The organism is Polaribacter glomeratus, assembly GCF_002954665.1.
GTDB classification, from domain to species: Bacteria; Bacteroidota; Bacteroidia; order Flavobacteriales; family Flavobacteriaceae; genus Polaribacter; species Polaribacter glomeratus.
The window spans coordinates 1,119,794-1,139,729 of the sequence record NZ_MSCM01000001.1; the positions used below are offsets into that span (position 1 = coordinate 1,119,794).

15 protein-coding genes are annotated in these 19,936 nt (G+C 31.1%); 2 read left to right on the forward strand and 13 right to left on the reverse strand.

Features of this window, described 5'->3' with window-relative positions; genetic code table 11:
• Positions 1-1,162 (forward strand): ice-binding family protein (locus tag BTO16_RS04770; protein ID WP_105020493.1); only part of this gene is annotated, 1,162 nt, incomplete at its 5' end.
• A gap of 445 nt (positions 1,163-1,607) precedes the next feature.
• Here BTO16_RS04770 and BTO16_RS04775 read toward each other — a convergent pair.
• The 12 genes from BTO16_RS04775 to BTO16_RS04835 all read right to left on the reverse strand — a co-directional run bounded on the left by BTO16_RS04775 (position 1,608) and on the right by BTO16_RS04835 (position 13,347).
• Positions 1,608-2,981, reverse strand: a complete 1,374-nt coding sequence (locus BTO16_RS04775) for a peroxiredoxin family protein (RefSeq protein ID WP_105020494.1) — start codon at positions 2,979-2,981, stop codon at positions 1,608-1,610.
• Position 2,982: 1 nt separating this feature from the next.
• Positions 2,983-4,185: an RNA-directed DNA polymerase gene (locus BTO16_RS04780; RefSeq protein ID WP_170064409.1), complete on the reverse strand. Its 1,203-nt coding sequence runs from the start codon at positions 4,183-4,185 to the stop codon at positions 2,983-2,985.
• Positions 4,186-4,360: 175 nt separating this feature from the next.
• Positions 4,361-4,777, reverse strand: coding sequence for a fibrobacter succinogenes major paralogous domain-containing protein (locus tag BTO16_RS04785; protein WP_105020496.1), 417 nt, complete (start codon positions 4,775-4,777; stop codon positions 4,361-4,363).
• A gap of 18 nt (positions 4,778-4,795) precedes the next feature.
• A complete protein-coding gene (locus BTO16_RS04790) occupies positions 4,796-5,140 on the reverse strand; it encodes a four helix bundle protein (protein ID WP_105020497.1) in 345 nt (114 codons plus the stop codon).
• Positions 5,127-5,594, reverse strand: coding sequence for a hypothetical protein (locus tag BTO16_RS04795; RefSeq protein ID WP_105020498.1), 468 nt, complete (start codon positions 5,592-5,594; stop codon positions 5,127-5,129). The genes BTO16_RS04790 and BTO16_RS04795 overlap by 14 nt, the downstream gene beginning before the upstream one ends.
• A 122-nt stretch (positions 5,595-5,716) precedes the next feature.
• Positions 5,717-7,135: a fibronectin type III domain-containing protein gene (locus BTO16_RS04800; RefSeq protein ID WP_105020499.1), complete on the reverse strand. Its 1,419-nt coding sequence runs from the start codon at positions 7,133-7,135 to the stop codon at positions 5,717-5,719.
• Positions 7,136-7,713: 578 nt separating this feature from the next.
• Entirely contained in the window at positions 7,714-8,316 is a 603-nt protein-coding gene (locus BTO16_RS04805) for a hypothetical protein (RefSeq protein WP_146105342.1), read from the reverse strand.
• Positions 8,317-8,836: 520 nt separating this feature from the next.
• The gene (locus BTO16_RS04815; RefSeq protein ID WP_105020502.1) at positions 8,837-9,067 is read right to left on the reverse strand and encodes a hypothetical protein; all 231 of its coding nucleotides are present in this window, start codon (positions 9,065-9,067) and stop codon (positions 8,837-8,839) included.
• Between the two features lie 937 nt (positions 9,068-10,004).
• Entirely contained in the window at positions 10,005-10,280 is a 276-nt protein-coding gene (locus BTO16_RS04820) for a hypothetical protein (protein WP_105020503.1), read from the reverse strand.
• A 529-nt stretch (positions 10,281-10,809) separates the two neighbouring features.
• The gene (locus BTO16_RS04825) at positions 10,810-11,406 is read right to left on the reverse strand and encodes a hypothetical protein (protein WP_105020504.1); all 597 of its coding nucleotides are present in this window, start codon (positions 11,404-11,406) and stop codon (positions 10,810-10,812) included.
• 134 nt (positions 11,407-11,540) lie between these two features.
• Positions 11,541-11,726 carry a hypothetical protein gene (locus tag BTO16_RS04830; RefSeq protein ID WP_105020505.1) on the reverse strand — a complete coding sequence of 62 codons (186 nt, stop codon included), beginning with the start codon at positions 11,724-11,726 and terminating at the stop codon, positions 11,541-11,543.
• 61 nt (positions 11,727-11,787) lie between these two features.
• Positions 11,788-13,347 (reverse strand): T9SS type A sorting domain-containing protein, encoded by a 1,560-nt coding sequence (locus BTO16_RS04835; protein WP_105020506.1) that lies wholly within the window; start codon positions 13,345-13,347, stop codon positions 11,788-11,790.
• 2,186 nt (positions 13,348-15,533) lie between these two features.
• On the opposite strand from BTO16_RS04835, the gene BTO16_RS04840 reads away from it, so the two are divergent.
• Positions 15,534-18,365 (forward strand): hybrid sensor histidine kinase/response regulator transcription factor, encoded by a 2,832-nt coding sequence (locus BTO16_RS04840; RefSeq protein WP_105020507.1) that lies wholly within the window; start codon positions 15,534-15,536, stop codon positions 18,363-18,365.
• Between the two features lie 1,071 nt (positions 18,366-19,436).
• Here BTO16_RS04840 and BTO16_RS04845 read toward each other — a convergent pair.
• The gene (locus BTO16_RS04845; protein WP_105020508.1) at positions 19,437-19,832 is read right to left on the reverse strand and encodes an HU family DNA-binding protein; all 396 of its coding nucleotides are present in this window, start codon (positions 19,830-19,832) and stop codon (positions 19,437-19,439) included.
• Positions 19,833-19,936: the final 104 nt, after the last annotated feature.

Below are 19,936 nucleotides of genomic sequence, written 5' to 3' on the forward strand. Positions count from 1 at the left end.
AATGCCAAGATTAACAACAATTCAAAGAGATTCAATTGCATTGCCTGCAAATGGTTTAATGATTTTTAATAGTACCACAAATGATAGTGAACTAAATGTAGGTACGCCAAGTGTAGCCAATTGGATAGGAACTAAAAAGCCAGCGTTTCCTATGATTTATAGTGATAGTGGCATTAGTGAACTTATTACATCGGGCGCTGCTAGTTTAGCTGCATCAGACTTAACTGTATCCCCTTCTAAAGGATCTTTCCTTGCTTCATTTAATGCTCAAATGTCTGGTGCAACCTACACAACAAGTTCATTTGATTCTAGTATAGGGGTTACACATCTTAAAAACCTATATAATGAATTAACTGCTTATGCTGGGGGACAACCACACGGCTTAACTTTTGGTAGTGGAGAAACGTTAGCACCAGGTGTTTATGATGTTGCCGGAGGTCCATCAATTGCTGGTATACTCACATTGGCAGGTGGCACAGCTACCGCAAATCCTATTTTTATAATAAGAGCTACTGGTGCATTTACTACATCGGTGGGTACAAAGGTACTATTAACAGGTAATGCCAAACCAGAAAATATATATTGGGTTTGCGGTGCTGCCATGTCTACAGCAGCCAATACTATAATGAAAGGAACTATGTTAGGTGGTGGTGCGGGCGCGGGCGCAGTATCATTAGGTGCTGATTCTGAGCTTGAAGGTAGACTCTTTACAAGGTTAGGGGCAATAACCCTAGGAGCTAATGTTCTTATTAATTCGCCAATAGAGAACAATCCTGTTAATTTAGGAACCCTAGCTACATTTGCAATGTGGAGTTCTAGTGGCGGTGTTTCTGATGTAGCAACTGCCACAACAAATGGAGATGCTGGTACGGCAGCGGGCGTTTTATCAATGACTGGTATGCATACAGGAACAGCCTATCCGGCAGGTACACAAGGTGGTACAGTTAGTAATATTAGCACTACTACGTATAGCATCTTTGTAAATGGTATAGAAATTGAAAATTCTCGCAGAACCGTTAAACTAGAAAAAAGCTTAATATCCTTACAAACAATGGTAACGGTAGCTACAGATAATACTCCTGTAGAAGTTCGTTGGAGCGTTGATAAAGGGAGCGCAACGCTTACCAATAGATTCTTTTCGTTGGTACGTGCAGAACATTAATTTAATGCAATTAATCTTATAGATTTTAGAATGTTATACCTAGAGTTTTTTAGCCTAGTAGCCTTATGTATCTAATAAGTAACAGCGGTACAAATTATTATAATTCGTTTTTTAAAAAAGCCTTTTACTTACTGTTGTATCCATAGCTTCTAAAATATTTTTAAAACCGAAATGTTGTAAATACACGCTTTGCAGAACAACCTGAAGGCGTGTGTAAAAGGCCATAAAACTAAATTGTAAACCTCTTAAAAGTTCTTAAAAATAGGTACACTTTTTTTAGACTGATACAACATGTTTAGTACTTGTTAAAAACGAGCACTCTCAAAGTACAAGTGCCTACCTGTACCTGCAAGCAATATATAAAAGCAAAAAACCACCGCATAATAGCGGTGGTTTTTTAAATTTACCTTTAAAAGAAAATAGAATATACAACGTATAACCTAGCCTACTCTTTTAGAGCAGCACTCCAAGCCAATAACTCTTTCATGCCATTCATTTTATGTATAATTATGCCTTCATTATTTACTACAAATAAGGTTGGGGTGCCTATAACTGCATAATTTTTAAAATTAATGCCATGAAACCCTTGTAAGTCGCAATATTTTTTAGCCCATGGGTGCTGTGTTGCGGTAGTTTTAAATTCTTGCGCATCGGTATCTGAAGCCATAGAGATAATTTCGATGCCTTTGGTGGTAAGGTTTTTGTAATTGTCTTGAAGGCCTGCCATTAGTTCTTTACATGGACCACAACCAGATTGGTAAAAAACCAAAACACTATACTTATTGTTTAATTGTGCTAAATCGATAACTTTAGGTTGTTGTTGCTGCGCAACTGTTGCCGCTTCTTCGCCTACTAAGTGTACTACTAAAGAAGGTGCTTTACCCGTTAAATCTTTTTGATATACGCTTAAAACCCCGTTGTAGTTTTCTAATTTCTTAGCATTTTTAATTGCTGGGGTTAGTGCTGTAATAATACTATCTTTACCTACTTTTGTAAGCTCTTTAGTTAGTTGCTCCACAAATTCTGTGTACACCTTATCCGAAGAAATTCTATTTAAAATTGTTTTTGCATCCGCAGTAAACTGGGCATCGTTTTTAAGCACATTCGTTTGTAATTGTACCCAAGTATTTATAACGGCTCCCCAAAAATTAGAAGTATATAGCACCTTATACTCTAAGTTGTTTACAATAATAGCATTGATGTTTTTAGCTTTTAAAACTTCATCTTGACTAATAATAGTACCCAGACCTTTTGTAAGATTTATAATTTCTATAAAACGGGCTGCATATAAATTGGTGTTTTTTAGTTTCTTTACGTAGGTAGCGTATTCTTTTAAAATACGGTTGTATTCTTTGTTAAAACTACCATACAACGGCGTGTTTTTATCATACGCTCTGGTAGCCGCCAACATGGCGTCATGCTTGGCAAAAATGGCTTGTTGCTCTTTCTGGGCACTTTTTTCGAAAATATTTTCTTTGGTGTTTTTATAAATAATGCCCTGGGTTGTTGGCACAGCTTGTAAACAAGTTACAGAAAAATCTTCATTATTAATAACCAACTCTAAACCACCACCCGTTTTACTATTGGTAAGATACCACATGGCCATGCCTTTATAGCCTTTGTATTTTTCTAATATTTGAAGTTGCACTTTACCGTCTTTTGGTATGGTATCTTCTTGTAAAACAACGTGCTTATTGCCTTGCACAATTTTAAACTCATAAGTTTGACCTGCAAAATAAGGGAATTCTAAAGTAATGGTTTGGGCAGTTGCCCCAATACTAGTTATAAATAACGATATTAAAAAAAGATGTTTCAGCATATTATAAAGTTTTATGTACTAAAAATGAATGTAGTTTGTAAATCATAGCACCATTGTTTAAGGCTACAACATACCCATATTTAAAAAGTAGATTGTTTCTATCTTTAAGAAGTGTGTTGTACCTAATATTATAGGTTCTGTAATGCCGCAAGATACCTAAATAAGAATTAAGAGCTGCTCTTATTTGCAGTAAATTAGAATGTGTTGGAGCCGTGTTTTGTAAAAACAGTATATAGCTATGTACACAACTTTTAAAGTTAATCTTAGCCCTGTTAGAAACATACTTTCTATGAGGTTTAAGGGTAGCTCCTAAAAAATTTACACCTTTAGAAAAATGTTGTAAAAATATTTTTTTAGGATGCAATTGCAACCCCAATTGGGTTTTTAAATAGTTTTTACATACGGTAATTATTTTTTTTAAATATAAAATAGAAGGTGCCAGTATATAAAAATCATCTACATACCTGCCATAATACTTTATATTATGTTCTTTTTTTATAAAAGTATCAAAATTATGCAAATAGATATTACTAAAAAGTTGCGAGGTTAAATTGCCAATAGCTAGGCCGCAATTTGGTTTTGCAAAAAACAAACTTTTGCTTTTAGGCAGGCCATTCCAATCTGATCGTTTGCCTTTTATGGTACAGTTTTTAGTAGGATTACTAGCTAATATGGTATCTATTAAATAATACGACAAGTCTTTTATTGCTGGCTGTATAGTGTTTGCATTAGTAATAGTAGTTGTAAGTTGCTGCTGTAAAATAGTTTTATTGATACTCATAAAATAGCTTTGAATATCTAATTTTAAAACATAACAATTTTCTTTATAATTTTGGCTGCACTCTTTTATACTATCGTATAATCTTGAAATGCCGTAGTGAGTACCTTTGCCTTTTCTGCAACTATAACTGTCTTCTATAAATTGATTTTCAAAACTAGGATTGATGTAGTTGAATAACAAATGATGCACTACTCTGTCTCTAAAATGAGCTGCAAATATTTCTCTTTTAACGGGTTTATTAACTATAAAGCAAATACTAGGGCTAATGCTGTAAACTCTATTTACAATATCATTGTGCAATTGTATAAGATTAGACTCATAGTTAATTTCAAATTCTAATTGGTTAATGGTATTTCGTTTGTTTTTGCGCGCCTTATAATAGGCATTAAATAAATCTAGTAATAAAGTAGGTGCTGCTAACATTTTTATGTTTAATAAAATAATTAGTGTTCGTTTATAAATAGTATTAGTTTTATAAACCCTTTTAAAATAAAGGATAAAAAGATTTTTTTTAAATAACAACATGCTTTTTTTCAAAATAATTTAATTTAGACAACGTAGCTAATTTTATTTTAAGTGATAGCTGTTTGTTAAATAGTTAGCCCCAAGTCTTGATTCTTGGTTCTAAAAGCAGCGCAATCTTGCCTCTTTTATCTGCAAAAAATGAATAATAATAATAATATAGATTTGTGTTAAATGCTGAGACGCAACGCACAGAGAACCCGTTTGTACGGTTGTTGTTGTTGTTCGTGTTGGCATTGCTACTGTTAAAGTTGCCGTTGTTAGCGTTAGTGCTACCATTCTCTGTACTACTCCAATAGTTGCCGTTGTTGCCACGGTTGTTCAACGTTCCATTACTGTTGTTGCGATAGCCGGCAGCCGGCCATAAAAAAGCAAGCACTTGATGACGTAACTCACAAAACGATTTTTTTAATATCGTATTTACTTGTAAGTAGCTTGCTGAATTTAACGAGCCTCTCTTATAAAGCAATTGCCTTATAAAACTCTCACTCATTCAAATCTGGATTATTACTTATTCTAAACTATATTTTTGCCACGCTACTAGTTGTTTACTAATGCTTTCTACATACAAATTAGCCTGTACAAAATCATTTAATGTAAACTGTTTTAAATCGTTGGCTAAGCGCATTAAAAGCCGTACTACTTCAAGATTCTCTCTTGCATTACTAAGTAATACTTTTTTTTGAACCCTACAATTAGCTCTATAAACATTAGTTATTAGCGCCACTAACTCCTGTTTTATTGTTTCACCTAGTGTATGCCTGTAATCTCTATCCATATTTTTACTACATCTAAACAATAGTAATAACAAATCATAAGAGGCTTTGTAAACTGGTAAATTATCATAAGTTGCCATAGTTAATTCTAATTTTTAATTCATTAATAAAAAGCATTGCTTCTACAGGCGTTTTGTTTATACAATCGAAAAAAGAAATACTTTCAATAATTTCTTGCTGTATATTCTTATTTATAGCAGTGGGTTTTGCCGCTACTGCCGCACTAGTTAAATTGTTTTTCCAAATTTCAAATTTTGATATTTCTATGGGGATTATAGTATTGAAGCTTATAAAAGCATCTTGCCGTGTAACTGCACTTATGTTTTGGTTTTCTAACAAAGCATCCACTTTAGAGAACCCTATTTGAACCACCTCCTTATTCATTTTTTTATACCTTTTTTTGGTGGGTTTATAACCCTTTAGTAGCCATACATAATAAGCACTTTGCTCATAAGCTAACCAAAAAACACCCTCTTTATATAGATTTACCCTAAAAACGGAAGAATGTTTTATTTTTTCATTAATACTAGCCATTGTTATGTCTTTTTTTTTAAAAATACCACTTGCTATAAAACAAGTGGTATTTAAAAATAGTAAAATAAAATTGACCGCTTCGCGGTTTTGCTTAAATAGTCAAATAGACAAAATAAGACGAATTATTCTGAGACGCAACGCACAGAGAACCCGGTTGTACGGTTGGTGTTGCTGTTCGGGTAGGCATTGCTACTGTTAAAGGCGCCGTAGTTAGCGTTAGTGCTACCATCCTCTGTACTACTCCAATAGTAGCCGCTGCCGCCACGGTTGGGCAACGTTCCATTGCTGCCGCTGCGATAGCCGGCAGCCGGCAAAGTAAGTTTGTTTGCCTCAGAACCAAACTGCTTTGCAGAACCAAAGTTTGTAGTGCTATTGATAAATGTACCAATATTGGTTGTCGTGTTGTTAGCAAAAACAGCAACCCATTGTGCTTTGGTGGGTACTCTAAAGCCAGCAGGGCAAGGATCGTTTGTTGTTTTAGTAGCATCAATCCAAGAACCGTTGGCAGCACCTGTACTATTCCAGCCATCAATAGCACCGCCAGATGTATAAGCAGTAGCTACATGAACTTTTTTACCCCATTGGTAGTAGTAACCATGTATACCCTGCACAGGCGTATCTGCAGCTAAAGTGGTATCTGCACCTAAATTGTGTGCCAAAAAGGTTGCAGTAGTGCTGTTACCCATGTTTACATTAACCGTAGGTATTGATCCTACTGAATTTGAAGCTATACTTGCCAAACTTGTTCCAATGCCATTGGTAGCCGTAACCGTAAAGGTATAAGCGGTACCATTAGTTAAACCCGTAACAGTAATACTACCACTACCAGATTGACTTAATATACCCGTAAAGCCTCCTGGGCTTGAGGTTGCCGTATACGAGGTAATCGATGAACCACCATTACTTGCCGGAGCAGTAAAAGGAACTACTGCTTGCCCAGAAGAAAAAGTAACTGTTCCTATTGCTGGGGCATCTGGAACCGATACTGGTGTTACTGAATTTGAAACTGTACTTGCCAAACTTGTTCCAATGCCATTGGTAGCACTAACCGTAAAGGTATAAGCGGTACCATTAGTTAAACCCGTAACAGTAATACTACCACTACCAGATTGACTTAATATACCCGTAAAGCCTGCTGGGCTTGAGGTTGCCGTATACGAGGTAATCGATGAACCACCATTACTTGCCGGAGCAGTAAAAGGAACTACTGCTTGCCCAGAAGAAAAAGTAACTGTTCCTATTGCTGGGGCATCTGGAACAATACCAAAACTTCCAAGAGCAACTACACCCCAGTTAGAACCGTCATGAACTAAAAATTTTCCTCCATCATAATCTGTAACAAATACAAGTAATCCATTTATTGGATTTGATATAGCTTGGAGTTGGGTAAGCGTCATTCTTGGCATAAGGAGACCACCAGTGGTAGAGGTAATATCTAATGCCGCAGAAGCGTCTGGGGTACTTGTACCAATACCAACTTGGGCAAAACTTGCAAAACTTGTTGCAAGTACTGCAACTAATAATAATAATAATTTTTTCATCTTTATTTGTTTTTAAATGAAATTAATAAAAAATTGTACTAAATACATTCTATAGTACTTTGTGTTTAATGAGGTATACTAGAACCCCAAAAATAGAATAGCACTGCTGTGTATATAAAATATTTGTAGTGCTTATAAATGCTTGTGTATGTATAAAAAAGCACTATTGACCGGCAAATAATCAAGAGCGTTTCATTTTTAGAATCAAGAACCAATACTTAATGCTAACTATCTAAAAAACAGCGCTATTTTAAAATAAAAATGGCACTTATTACTCTTTTTAAAATGAGCTATAAATACAAGCTACTATTTAAAAAAAACATTACACTTTACTATTTATTAATACTCCTAAAATTAAAATAGTTTTAATAGCGCAACAATGATTAAAAATATAGCTTTCTATTGCCAAGCATTTTCTTTTTATACCTATTTATAGCGCCATAAACACAAGCAACCTTGCTGTAACAATGGCATTTTTTTATGTATTTGCACATTGGGCTGTGAAACGCTTTAGCATTATAAACCGGCAAGTATGTTGTATTTACTGTCTTCTTTTTTTAAAAAAAAGAAACACTTTGTTAAAAAGGTGGCGGCAGCGAATAATAACCGCTTAATACGGGTATTTTATGATGTAGATTTATATAATAATTGGTGTACACAATACGCTTGTTGTCTTTAAAAAAACGTTGTAAAATTAGTTGCGTTTGGTTGGTTTGTTTTTTAACCTTAGCAGCAACTTTAGGTTGTTGTTGGGCTATTATTACTGCAATATCCAAACCATTGCCCTTATATAACCATATATTTCTAGGATCGCGTATATCTTTTAAAGACCAACTACGCATAACAAAAGAGGTTTCCTTTTTAATAGCTTGTATACTGGCTTTTGGCAGGGTCGTAATAAGTTTCTCGTTTTTAGAAAGTGCTTTTTTATTTGATAAATAAATTACTTTTGCAGCGATATTTGTACCTGCATAAAAAACAGTTTTTTCTTTTACATAGATGCTGCCTGTTGTTTGTGCTTTGGGTTGCGTAGTTACATATATTTGTTCTATGCCTGTTATGGTAGTGCCATCTTGTATAAAAAAAGAAACCTTATTATTTTGAGAAAAAACAGCAAACAACCAGAACACCCCAATAAGAGTGCACAGTATCTTTTTATGTGTTTGGCTATTTATGCTCATTTTTTTTACTAATAACTTAAATGCATGCTGCTTTACAACTTCTTTTTTGTTTTACTTTATGTATGTATTCTCGGTTGCATTTGTAATGATGCGTTCTTAGATACTTTTGTCAACACTATTTTGTTAGTACCTGCTATCTTTTTTTTTAAAACTTTGGTATGCACTTCCTTATTTAATAACACACTGGGTTTCGTTTTAGCGTATTTATTCTTTTATTAAACACTAATTCTTAGGGCCTTCTTAAAAGCATACTCACATTAGTTTTTCTTTTTCTGCCTTTACGTTTGTCCAAAATACTAGCTCAGCTTTTTTTTTACTATCATAACTTTCCTGCATCCTTTGTGCTATATACAGATCCATACAAACAAACAGGTGCTCTTTGTAGTTAAACAGTTTGTTTAGAATTAACTCTAACATGTTATATATTTCTATCGCTTTTTCTTTTGGTGTTGTATGCATGTCCATTTTTTATTTTAATAAACCCCTATTAGTTTATACAACTTTCGTTATTGGTTGTTATTTAATCTTTTTTACCACGTACAGCAAACACATTCTTTTTGCACTTCGTATCGCACTGGCTTTCCGCCGCCATATAAAACGGTTCAATAAGAGCCGCATTGGTTATTTTTTTAATTAATTTAATAGTGGTTTTCCATTCATCAGCATTAGTAAGATGCTTTCTATTGTTTTCTGTCCAATATGTACTAGCCATATTGCGTATTAAGCTTATTTCTTCTCTGCTAAATTCCATCTTAAATATCGTTTAGGTATTCCTTAAAAAACTGATACTAAAAATAATACGGCTATTATTCTACTATTGATTGATGCATTATTGCTATTAGAATAGTAGTACTATAAACGGCTATTAACTAGTTTATTACGCTTCTAGCATCGTTTATTGTTGACTCACTTTTGTTGTAAAGCCTGTGGTATCCCATTTTACCCTTATATATTTTTTAAGTATAACATTGTTATATTATACTTTTACACTATTTAGTATTATTTTAAAACCGTATTTTATTTTTAGTAAGTACACTATGGCTGTGTTAAATCTTAACTACATACACAAGCCTAATTTTTTATACAAAAACAGCATCTGTTAACAAAATTGATACTACACCAAAAAGTGCGCTTATAGCTAGCTTTTAGGATACTTAAAAAGCACTACTTATCATATAAATCTAATTTATGTATTAGTACTTGATACTTAAAAAAAACTAAAAATTTAGATCTACATTTAAAACACTTATACAACCTACTGCCTGGCAATAGTTTGTAATAAAAATTTCTGTGAGCTCTTTTTAACAATGATTTATCTTCTGTTTTACAATTGGGACACATGTTATTTTATATTTACATTTCAAAGACACCCAATTAAGGATCTTTATTTATTATATGCCATTACTGACCGTATTCTTATTTTCTTCTACTGTTTATTAAGTACTATTAGCTAATAACTTATTTCTTATTAATTTATAAAGAGCCTCTTAAGCTTATAACTAAAACTATTATAGATTTGATAAATGCTCTTATAATACCAGATTCTATGAATTTATAAATGGTACAATTCTATTTTAAGTGATCGCTAGCTGCCAAATAGTTAGGGTAAAGTATTGTTTTCTATACTGCTGTGGCAAGTTGGTTCTAAAAGCGTAGCAATCGTGTCTCTTTTGTAGGCCAACAATAACTTAATATACAGGACTATTCAAAAAATAATACGTTAACAAGCCTATTATAAAAAAACCAAGCACTATTACACTAGCAAGTGCAAAGTATACATAGGGCAAATAGAAAGCGGGATCTACTACCTTCTTACTTTTAACAACTTTCTCTTTATTAAACGAATTAGGGTTTTCAAGTGTTTTAAAAGTAGTACCTATTCCGTATAAAAAACCCTTATCGAAATCAGTCTTTTCTGTTTTATTTTGCAGGCTTAAAGCATATACAAAATCTTTTTTATTCATAATTATAGTTTTTAAGCATTCTAAATTTAAAAAATCAACCCACCGTTTGCAACTCAATTAGTGTTGCTTTTATAACTACTATCTTATTTTCTAAATAAATTTTATAGTTTAAAAACGCCACATATTTAGTACTACAGCTAAAACATTTATAAAGCCTACTACCTGGTAGTAACTTAAATATTATTTTTTTTTGACATCTTATTAGTGTCAATTTATTTTGGTTTTTACACGTAGGACACATCTATTTATTATATTTTATAGTACCCAAGCAACTAAATTTGCTGCCCATTTTGGGTGTACTATTATTTTTAGTGTTTTTATATAAAACTGGCTTAGTACGTGCGCTTTTTACAAAATTATAGAACTACTTGTGTTTACAACTGTATACTTTAACTAGGTTTGCGAAACACCAGCTATAGCGGTATTACTACAATACCAAAAGATACGTTTCATGTACCATTAAAGTTCATATAAATTTACCTTTACTACTTTCTGTGTTTCGCGTGCATACTATCTCTTTTTTATAAGTTTATAGCTTATATTTTAACCCTATTGTAAATTGATTGTGCGATACCATAGAGCTACTATTATCAGGAAGCATTTTGTAAGTATCTTGCATTACTAGCCCAAAATTAGACTCTCTAAACCAGAAGATTACCCCCCCTGTAAAGTTTGCAGACATTGTAGTACTCGAACTTTTTATAGTATTAGGAGCACTAATAAAACTTGTACCAATACCTAAAAAGGGCGTAGCAAATTGATAGCCTTGCTCCCCTACATCTAGATTGTTAAAAACGTACCCTCCGCTAAGGTTTGCCGAAAAGTAGTTTAAATAGTTTTCCCAAAGACCACCTGCATTTTTTAAAGTACTAAAAGTTATGCCCGCTGCGGTATAGAAATTTGTACTAAATTGTCTTGTAACCCCTAAATTTAAACCAACAATTATATTATCTATTACGCTTAATTTTGGCGTATTGTAAAGTTTAGTTGTTCCAAAACCAAGGTCTATTTGCCAAGTTCCGGCATTTGTTTGGATACTTTCTTGCACTGCTTCTTTACTTTCTTTTTGTGTGTACCCTAAGGTAGACACAAAAAGAAATAAGACTAAACTAAAATTTTTTATCATTATATTTATGATTGTATTTGTTATTAAATGAATTACATTATATCAAGCGAGAAAACTTATTTTTAGTTTTATGAAAACTTAAGTTTTTAAACTTTACTCTGCCCCCGTGGCAGAGCGACAAAGAATCCTATCGATTAAAAATCTCCTCCAGATCCCGGCGCATCTGCCGCACTAGCAGCTTGTGCTTTTTGTGGGTTTAAAATCATATAGGTACCTAATGCTGTTAATGCAGCATATTTACTGTAAGACCCTATCTTTTTTAAGGCATCTTTTCTGGTCAAACCTTCTGTTGTATTTTGTAATTTATCTGTTTTACTCATTTATTTAATAATTTTAAAATTACATTGATATCTAATGTATATGTTGTTTTTATAAAAAAAATTAATCTATAATAATTTTTTTTGTTTGTATTGCTCCGTTTGCTATAAGCTGAATCACATAAACACCAGCTGCTAAATTTTTTGGTAAGGCAATATCATTTACAGTTTGCATTTTAAAATTAGAAGACAAAACTTCTTTACCCAGAATTGTGTGCATTTTTACAACGGCACTGCCATTTTGTTGTAACCCTGAAACTCTTAAATTAGTATTACTTGTTTTGTACATGTTCACAGTTGTAACTACACCTAAATTTTCTGCACTTAATACACTCTTTTTAGAAGTATGCAGATAAAAACGACCAATACCATTTAAAGCATCCTTTGTAGTTACTTTGTATGAAGCCGTTGTAATATCTGTAAATATTTGCGCCTCTTTGTCTTCTAAAAAAACCTTTACACCGTCTGGTAAATTAATTACTTCAGCACTAAAAGTTAAATCTTTATTAGTTGACGCTTTAATAGACATAGGCACAATATCAGTTTCGTAATCATCATTTGATAAGCACTGTACTGCAAAGTTAATACCCTTGCTGTCAGCAACTAAATGTGTATCTATGGCAAGCGTTGGCGTAGCATCTTCATACGTACCTGCATCATAGCCAACATCTAAACCCGCAGTTGTATTGCTAAAATACTTAAGGTTTGTTTTCTTAGTAACTTTATCGCTATGTAAACTAATTATAATTTGAGGCGTACCACCTGTTTTTAATAAGTTTAATTTAATGCCCACTTGTTCTGTTTGTAGGTTTTTTGGAAATGTAAAATTCAAATTACTATTATCAACAGCGCGTACCACAAAAGCTTGGCCTGGTATTAAACTAAAAGCGTCTGCAGAGTGGTTAAAAGGTAAATATGCTGTACCATCCCAAAAATACAAAGCAGCAAATTCTGCACCTAATTTGCTTATATTTTGTTTTAGAATATTATTGGTATTATTAGCCCCATTGTTTAAAGGTAGAAATGAAGGATATGGATTACCTACAACAGACCATTTATGACCAGTTTGCCCTGTTATATCGACCAGCACATCCGATGAAGCCATTGCACCTTTAAAAATATAATGACCAGCCTCACTTCTTAAGTTTGAATACCCTTTACCAGTTACAAAATTACCTGCGTCTGCAGCTGCTAACGGCCCCGCCGTTGAAGTGTAATACTCCCATCTCTCACCCGCTGCTTTTGTATTATTATACTTAGAAACACCGTATTTATTGCTAACACTTAAACGAATAGCGTTTGCAGCGTTGGTTGCGAAAGCATTAATACTTTGTGTAGTTACAGGCGCTGAAACCAAATGCCAATTAGCATCAGGTATATATTTTTGATAACTAATGTCTCCAGTAGCTATGCCAGAAACAAGTAAAGAGCCACTATTTGTAGCATTTGAGCTTATAGACAAATCTCCTGCCGCATCAACAATTAAATTGTTGTTTACGTATACAGCACTTTTAGGAGAGATATAAAGAGAACCTCCATTATAAACATGAAGCTCTTGGGACTTCATTTGCTGAACTACCGTTAAGGCAATTACAAACGAAAATAAATTACATATTCTTATCATAAATTTTTACTTATTAATTGTTGTTTATACTCACACTGCAAATTTCTTAACTAACAATAATTAATAGGTGTTCAAATAGAATACAAAAGATCTTTAAGGGATTTTAAAACGACTCAAAATGAATAGATAGGTACTTTAATTATTATTCAAAAATAGTTACACAATTAATTAAATAATAAATGATGTAAAGTATATTGAACTTAAGCATCAATAGCACCAATGCCAAAAGTCATGTATATTTGAACATCTATACTGAGGAATTCTATATTTCTAACACCTTTAAATATGCTCTAAATGCTTTAATTTTTGCATTGAAAGATTCCGCAGATGCTTTTGTTATCAAAATAGTTTGGGATATTATGATAGTGTATAAACATTATTATTAATGAATCCTTTAAACTGAGCCTGCCTTACCTTTTTATGCCATTTAGCAAACCGTATTAGTGCTTTGTTTTTATCCTTTGTTTATTATATGTACCAAATAAATTTTTGCATTGTTTTTAAACTTTTTCTATAACTGGTTGTTTTTTAAATAGTATTTTAGCGCTGTTGTGTTTACTTGTTGTCCATATACCATTGGGTTTCACTATTGTCCGACAAAAGAATCAGGATCGTTTCACTTTTAGAATCAAGAAACAAGACTTGATACTAACTATCTAAAAAACAGCTATATTTTAAAATAGAAATTGCATTTATTTATCCTATTAAAATGAACTCTAAATTCAAGCTAATATTTAAAAAAGACGTTAAACTTTTACTATTTACTGCTATTCCTGAAATTAAAATAGTTTTAATAGAACAATAATGATAGGGTTTATCTCATATATGATTGTTGCAGCTAAAAGGTTCAAACTTGCTTTGCTTTTAGCACCAACCTACTGGTAATCAATGAACCAAGATTTAATATTACCTATTTAACAAACAGGGATAACTTAAAATGAAATTAGCTACTTTATTTTTATGAAATTATTTTAAAAAAGCGAAGTGTCCATTAAAAACAGTTACTTAAAGAGTGTTAATTAAACTAAAAATATTTTTAATAGGTCACTAATGAAAGTGAATGTCTACTTCTAGCTAATAATTATTTTAGCATATCGCCATTTGGTAGTAGTTCATATAAATATTTTAAAGAGTTGTCTCTAGCGTGTTCTATTGTGTCATTTTCTTTATCTAATGTATCCTAATAGTGCTTAATTGTAATTATTAAAACGCAGCTGTATGTTATTTAAATAGGTTTAAATACTTGAAAGAAAAGAGTTTTCGCATTCCTATTTTTTATTTTCATATTTTTGATAGTTAAATAAAATAAAATAATGTATTTTGCAGCAAGTTATAATTGCATAAAGCAATTTTTACTGGTCATAAAAAAAAGTTTTAAATAAACAATTATTTTATAACAAGTACCATTAAAATTTATCTATTTCTTTAATTTAAAGGTAGTTATTTTAAATGTCCCCCACTCATATATTTTATATTGTGTTTTTATTTTAAAGACACTTTTAAACAATCTATAAAAAATAAATGAACACTGAATTTTTCATAACTTCTTGTTATTTAAACAAACTATCAATGTTTAAATTACATCTAAATTTAAAAGTATTCAAAAAATCAGAATACAGAACGTTATCGTCTATAATAATTTTTATTTTTTATATAAAAAAATCAATACCACTCTCTAAAAAGAAAAAAGTCGCTCCTAAGAAAAACGACAATATTTTGAAGTTATACGAAACTTAATTAGCAAAATATATTACAATTTCTCCTTAAAAAAACAACACTTATCTCTTAGTGTTATACAGTAAATCATTATTTTTTTTAGTATAGCTTTAAATTAAAAACATCGTAATAAATTATTTTTATGAATTAAAAATAATTTAAGTGTAGGTGTTATCGTGTATCATTTATATTTTTTAAAAATGTTGAAAATAAATATAAGTACTAGATTAAGAGCTACATAACAAAAATAATTTCACCAAAAATTAAAGCCCATATAATTGAATACAATATAACTATAGCAATTTAACTACTTAAACCGTTTTTATTAAAAAATAGCTTCGTTATTTAGAAATACTAGTAAAATTAATAATTTATTGTTATTAAATACTTCAAATATTATCTGATTAAACACAGAATTAAAACAGTTAAAACCTCTTTATGTGTCTTAAAATTTAAAATTAAATAAAACTATGAAATATTTACTCCTCCTCCTTTTTTCCTTACATTTTTCTGCACATTCACAAAGTTCAAAGAATGCGAATCAAGTAGCCACTGTTTTAGAATTTTCATCAAAATTAATAAAAGAAATTAAGACGTTACCAATAGACACTATTCAAAAAAGAAGTCTTTATTTACTATCACTTATTAATAATAATAATAAAATAGATACTATTTCATCTATTCAACATGCAAGGTTAAAAGCATCATTAAATGTTATGGCTTTATATGCTACCAAAGATAAATTGGATTCTGTTAAATATTACAGAAACAGCATCATAAAAAACATATTTAAAGATTCTTTAAAATTAAATTTTGATTATAACAAAATATTAGCATTTTCTGAATTTTATTATGCAGGAATAGAAGAGAAAAAATTAAATTATTCCGCAGCATTAGAGGCATACTACACTGCTTTTAATTTATTTAAAAGAACTAAAGACAAGCAAAAAACATTAACATGCCTTATAGAACTTATCAATTTACATTTAGTTACTAAAAATATAAGTTTAGCATACAGTACTTTTGACACATTAAATGAAATTTTTAATGAGTATCAATTAAACCCTTTGATAGAATTAGACCCCTTATTAGGTAATCACATTCTTTTAGTTCATGGAAAGATTCTTTATGAAGACAAAAAATATAAACAATCTTTAGAAGTATTAAAAAATATAAACAAAAAATTATATAAATTAAACAGCCCTTATCTATTCGCATATAATAATGCAATTAGCTATACTTATTTAGGTAATCATAAAATAGATTCTGCATTGATATTTGCAAAAAAAAATAGCAATGTGGCAGAACTTCCTTTGGAATACCTTTTTAGCAAAAATAAATTATTCTCCCAGATATACATAGCCAAGAAAGAGTATAAAACTGCTGAAAAATATATTGATACAACTTTAAAAGTGTTAAAAGGATCTAACATGTCTTCGCATTCATATATTTATGATATAATGTCTAAAATTGAGGAAAATAAGGGGAATTACAAAAAAGCATTTCAATATTATACACAATATAAAGTTATAGAAGATTCTATAAACTCTTTAGAATTAGAAAGAAAAGGGATTCTTATTAATTATAGTATTAGAAAAGAGTTAGTGCACTTTAAAGAAAGTACTAAAATTAGAGAAACGCTTTTTAAAAAAAATACAGACATTCTTCTTCTAGTTATGGTATTAATTGTGGTAGTTATATTAAGTGCTTTTACTATAATTTCTATACATAAAAAAGAAAAGCGCCGTAAATTAAAACTTGAACTCGAATTTGTTAAAAAAACAGCCAAAGAAAGAAAGAAGTTCTTAGAAAACTTATCTCATGAAATAAGAACACCCATTTCTATTATAATTGGGTATTTAAACTTAATCAAGAATAATAGTATGAATACTGACAAAATTGTTTCGTATTCAGAAAAAACGATTGATACCAGTGAACACATGATTGATTCTTTGAATAATTTTTTGACCCTCTCTAAATTAAACGTTGTTGAATTAAAAGCTAAAAAAACGCTGAAGCCATTTCGAAACTTCGTAGAGGAACTTGTTTTTTCTTTTGAAGCCTGTGCGAACTTAAAAAATCAAGGTCTGTATTACAAATCGAATATAAAAACAGAAGTTTCTATTGATTTTGAGTATGAATATCTTAATAAAATAATATGCAACCTAATAATGAATGCTATTAAGTATACGAATACCGAAAAGACTATTTATGTGACCTCTAATATCGAAGAAAAATATTATATCCTTACGGTTATAGATGAGGGCGTAGGTATTTCAATAAATGAATTAGATACTATTTTTAATCGTTTTCAACAAACAGAAAAAAACTCTGAGAATGGTGGTTTTGGTATTGGGCTTTCTTTGGTGCATGAACTAGTAACAGTATTAAATGGAATTGTTAGCGTAAAAAGTGAACCAGATATTGGTAGTATTTTTACCGTACAGATCCCTTTAGAAATACCCCACCAATCTCTTTATGTGTGCACGGTAGCCCAAGAGTACCAATGTGTGCATGCCGTTAGAATGCACCCCAAAGTGTCTGTTAAGAATAATTTACCAAAAGCATTAATTGTAGATGATAATATTGAAATGATTTCTTATTATAAAGACTTGCTAGATACTAAGTTAAACTGCACATTTGCATTTAATGGAGTAAAGGGCTTAGAAATAGCTAAACAGCAACAGTTTGATATTGTAATCTCTGATTATAAAATGCCTCAAATGAACGGTTTTGAGTTTAAAGCAGCACTAAATAAACTAGAGAACTACAAGAATATTCCGTTTATAATGATAACGGCAACGCCATTAATCATTTATGAAACTATCGAATTAAGTATTGGCATAGACGATTGTATTACAAAACCTTTTAAGAATGAAGAGCTTTTAGCAAGAGTTCATAATTTACTTGAAAATACCATTTATAAAAATAAAGTTAAGAATATAGATAAAGATATTGTCGATTTTAGTGGGTCTTTTTCAGTGTTAATGGAAAAAATTAATCGTATTATTATTTTAAATATTGCAAATGAAGCGTTTAGTGTTAAAAATTTAGCCAAAGAGTGTGCTTTTTCACAGCAACATTTATCACTAATATTAAAAAAGAATACTGGCTTAACGCCTGGAAAACTTATATTAGAAATTCGTTTATTAAAGGCGTACGAGTATATTTTAAACCAAACCTATCAAACTTTAAATGAAGTTATTTATGCAGTGGGCTTAAACAGTAGAACGTACTTTAACAAAGTGTTTTTAAAAAGATTTGGTATTAAACCAAATGATCTATTAAAAAAAACGAATTAAAAATGAGATAAAATGATTTTTGCTTTTATACCCATTAGTGTACAATTAAAAAATATTTTAGTTTGATAAAACTTCTTAGAATAAGTGGTTCTGCGTTTTTTTTAATCGATAGAATTCCCCGATGCTTTGCGTCGATAGTCAAGAGTAAAGTTTAAAAACCTTGGTTTTCATTAAACTAAAAATACGCTTCTTTCCGCTTGATACCTCGATAGCTCTACTTCGAGGTTGTTCATGGATACCTCTCACTTTGTTAAATAATTTTAACAAGATAACACAGAGCGTTTTATTTTAAGTTGTATTTGTTTGTCAGGTAGTTAGAATAAAGTAGTAGTTTCTTGGGTCTAAAAGTGATGCGGTCTTGAGTCTTTTATAGCGCAACAATGATTAAAAATTAAAAAAATTAATTTATAAAAAACCAAGTCTTTAGTACTAAGTTTATAGTGATAAAAAGGGCAGTGCAAATAATATGTAAACCCCCGTTAACATACGTATTTGCGGAGATCTGCCCTTTACAATAAAACCAAACTTCTATACATCAAAATTAGGTGATTTGTACTTGATCTGTATATGTAAAGTGAATAGTAACTAACTGTATTTACTAATTAATGTCCCAAAAAGAATATTTTTGTACTTAATTTTAAATTAAGCGCTCTTTTAAATTGAAAAAATTATAATTGATCAAAAATCGATTTGTTTTAAAAATATTTAAACAATTATTAACCCGTTCTGCGATTTGAGTTAAAAAACTTATTGGAATGACACATCGAGTAATCCCGTTTTTGTGCGGGATTTTATCGATATGCAATTATAAATTATTTCTACATAACGGTTCTCGATACAATTTCGATGAAAAATCGAAATCACTCGAACTGACAACAATCGTAACTATAAAAAACGCTGTCACATCGAGTGATGCCGTTTTTGAGCGGGATTGTATCGAGATGCCGATACAATTTCGATGAAAAATAGAAATCACTCGAACTGGCAACAAACGTAATTACTAACAACATTGTCACATCGAGTAATCCCGTTTTTGAGCGGGATTGTATCGAGATGCAGTTATAAATTAACCTACAACAACCTACCTTCTTTGTAAACATCGATACCCGCTTGTAATTTTCTTTTTAATTTTAAAGACGGCTGATAATTAACATGAAATTTCTTGATGTTTCTTTTAACACTTAATAGTTCTGGCGTTTCTGCTGCGGTGCCTTTAAAACCCATTTTAAACTTGCCAACATCGCCTAAATCTACAATTTTGCCATCCCTTAAAAAAAAATCTAATTTTGTTCCCAACGCAATTAGCACCGCTTTTACATCTACACTATGCAATGTGCACTCCTGGCTAATGTATTCGCTTAGGCTATCTAAATCTATAGTACCTGTATTTACTGCCTGTAAAATATATTGATTTTTTTTATCGCCAATATTATTGCTCCTTTTGGTAATTCTGTATCGTAATGCCATATTTTAAATTTAATTTCTGTATCTTGCTCTACCTATTTAGACACTTGGTTTCTACAAGTTACAATTTAACAATATACTTTTATTAATTTTATTGTACAAGTTTT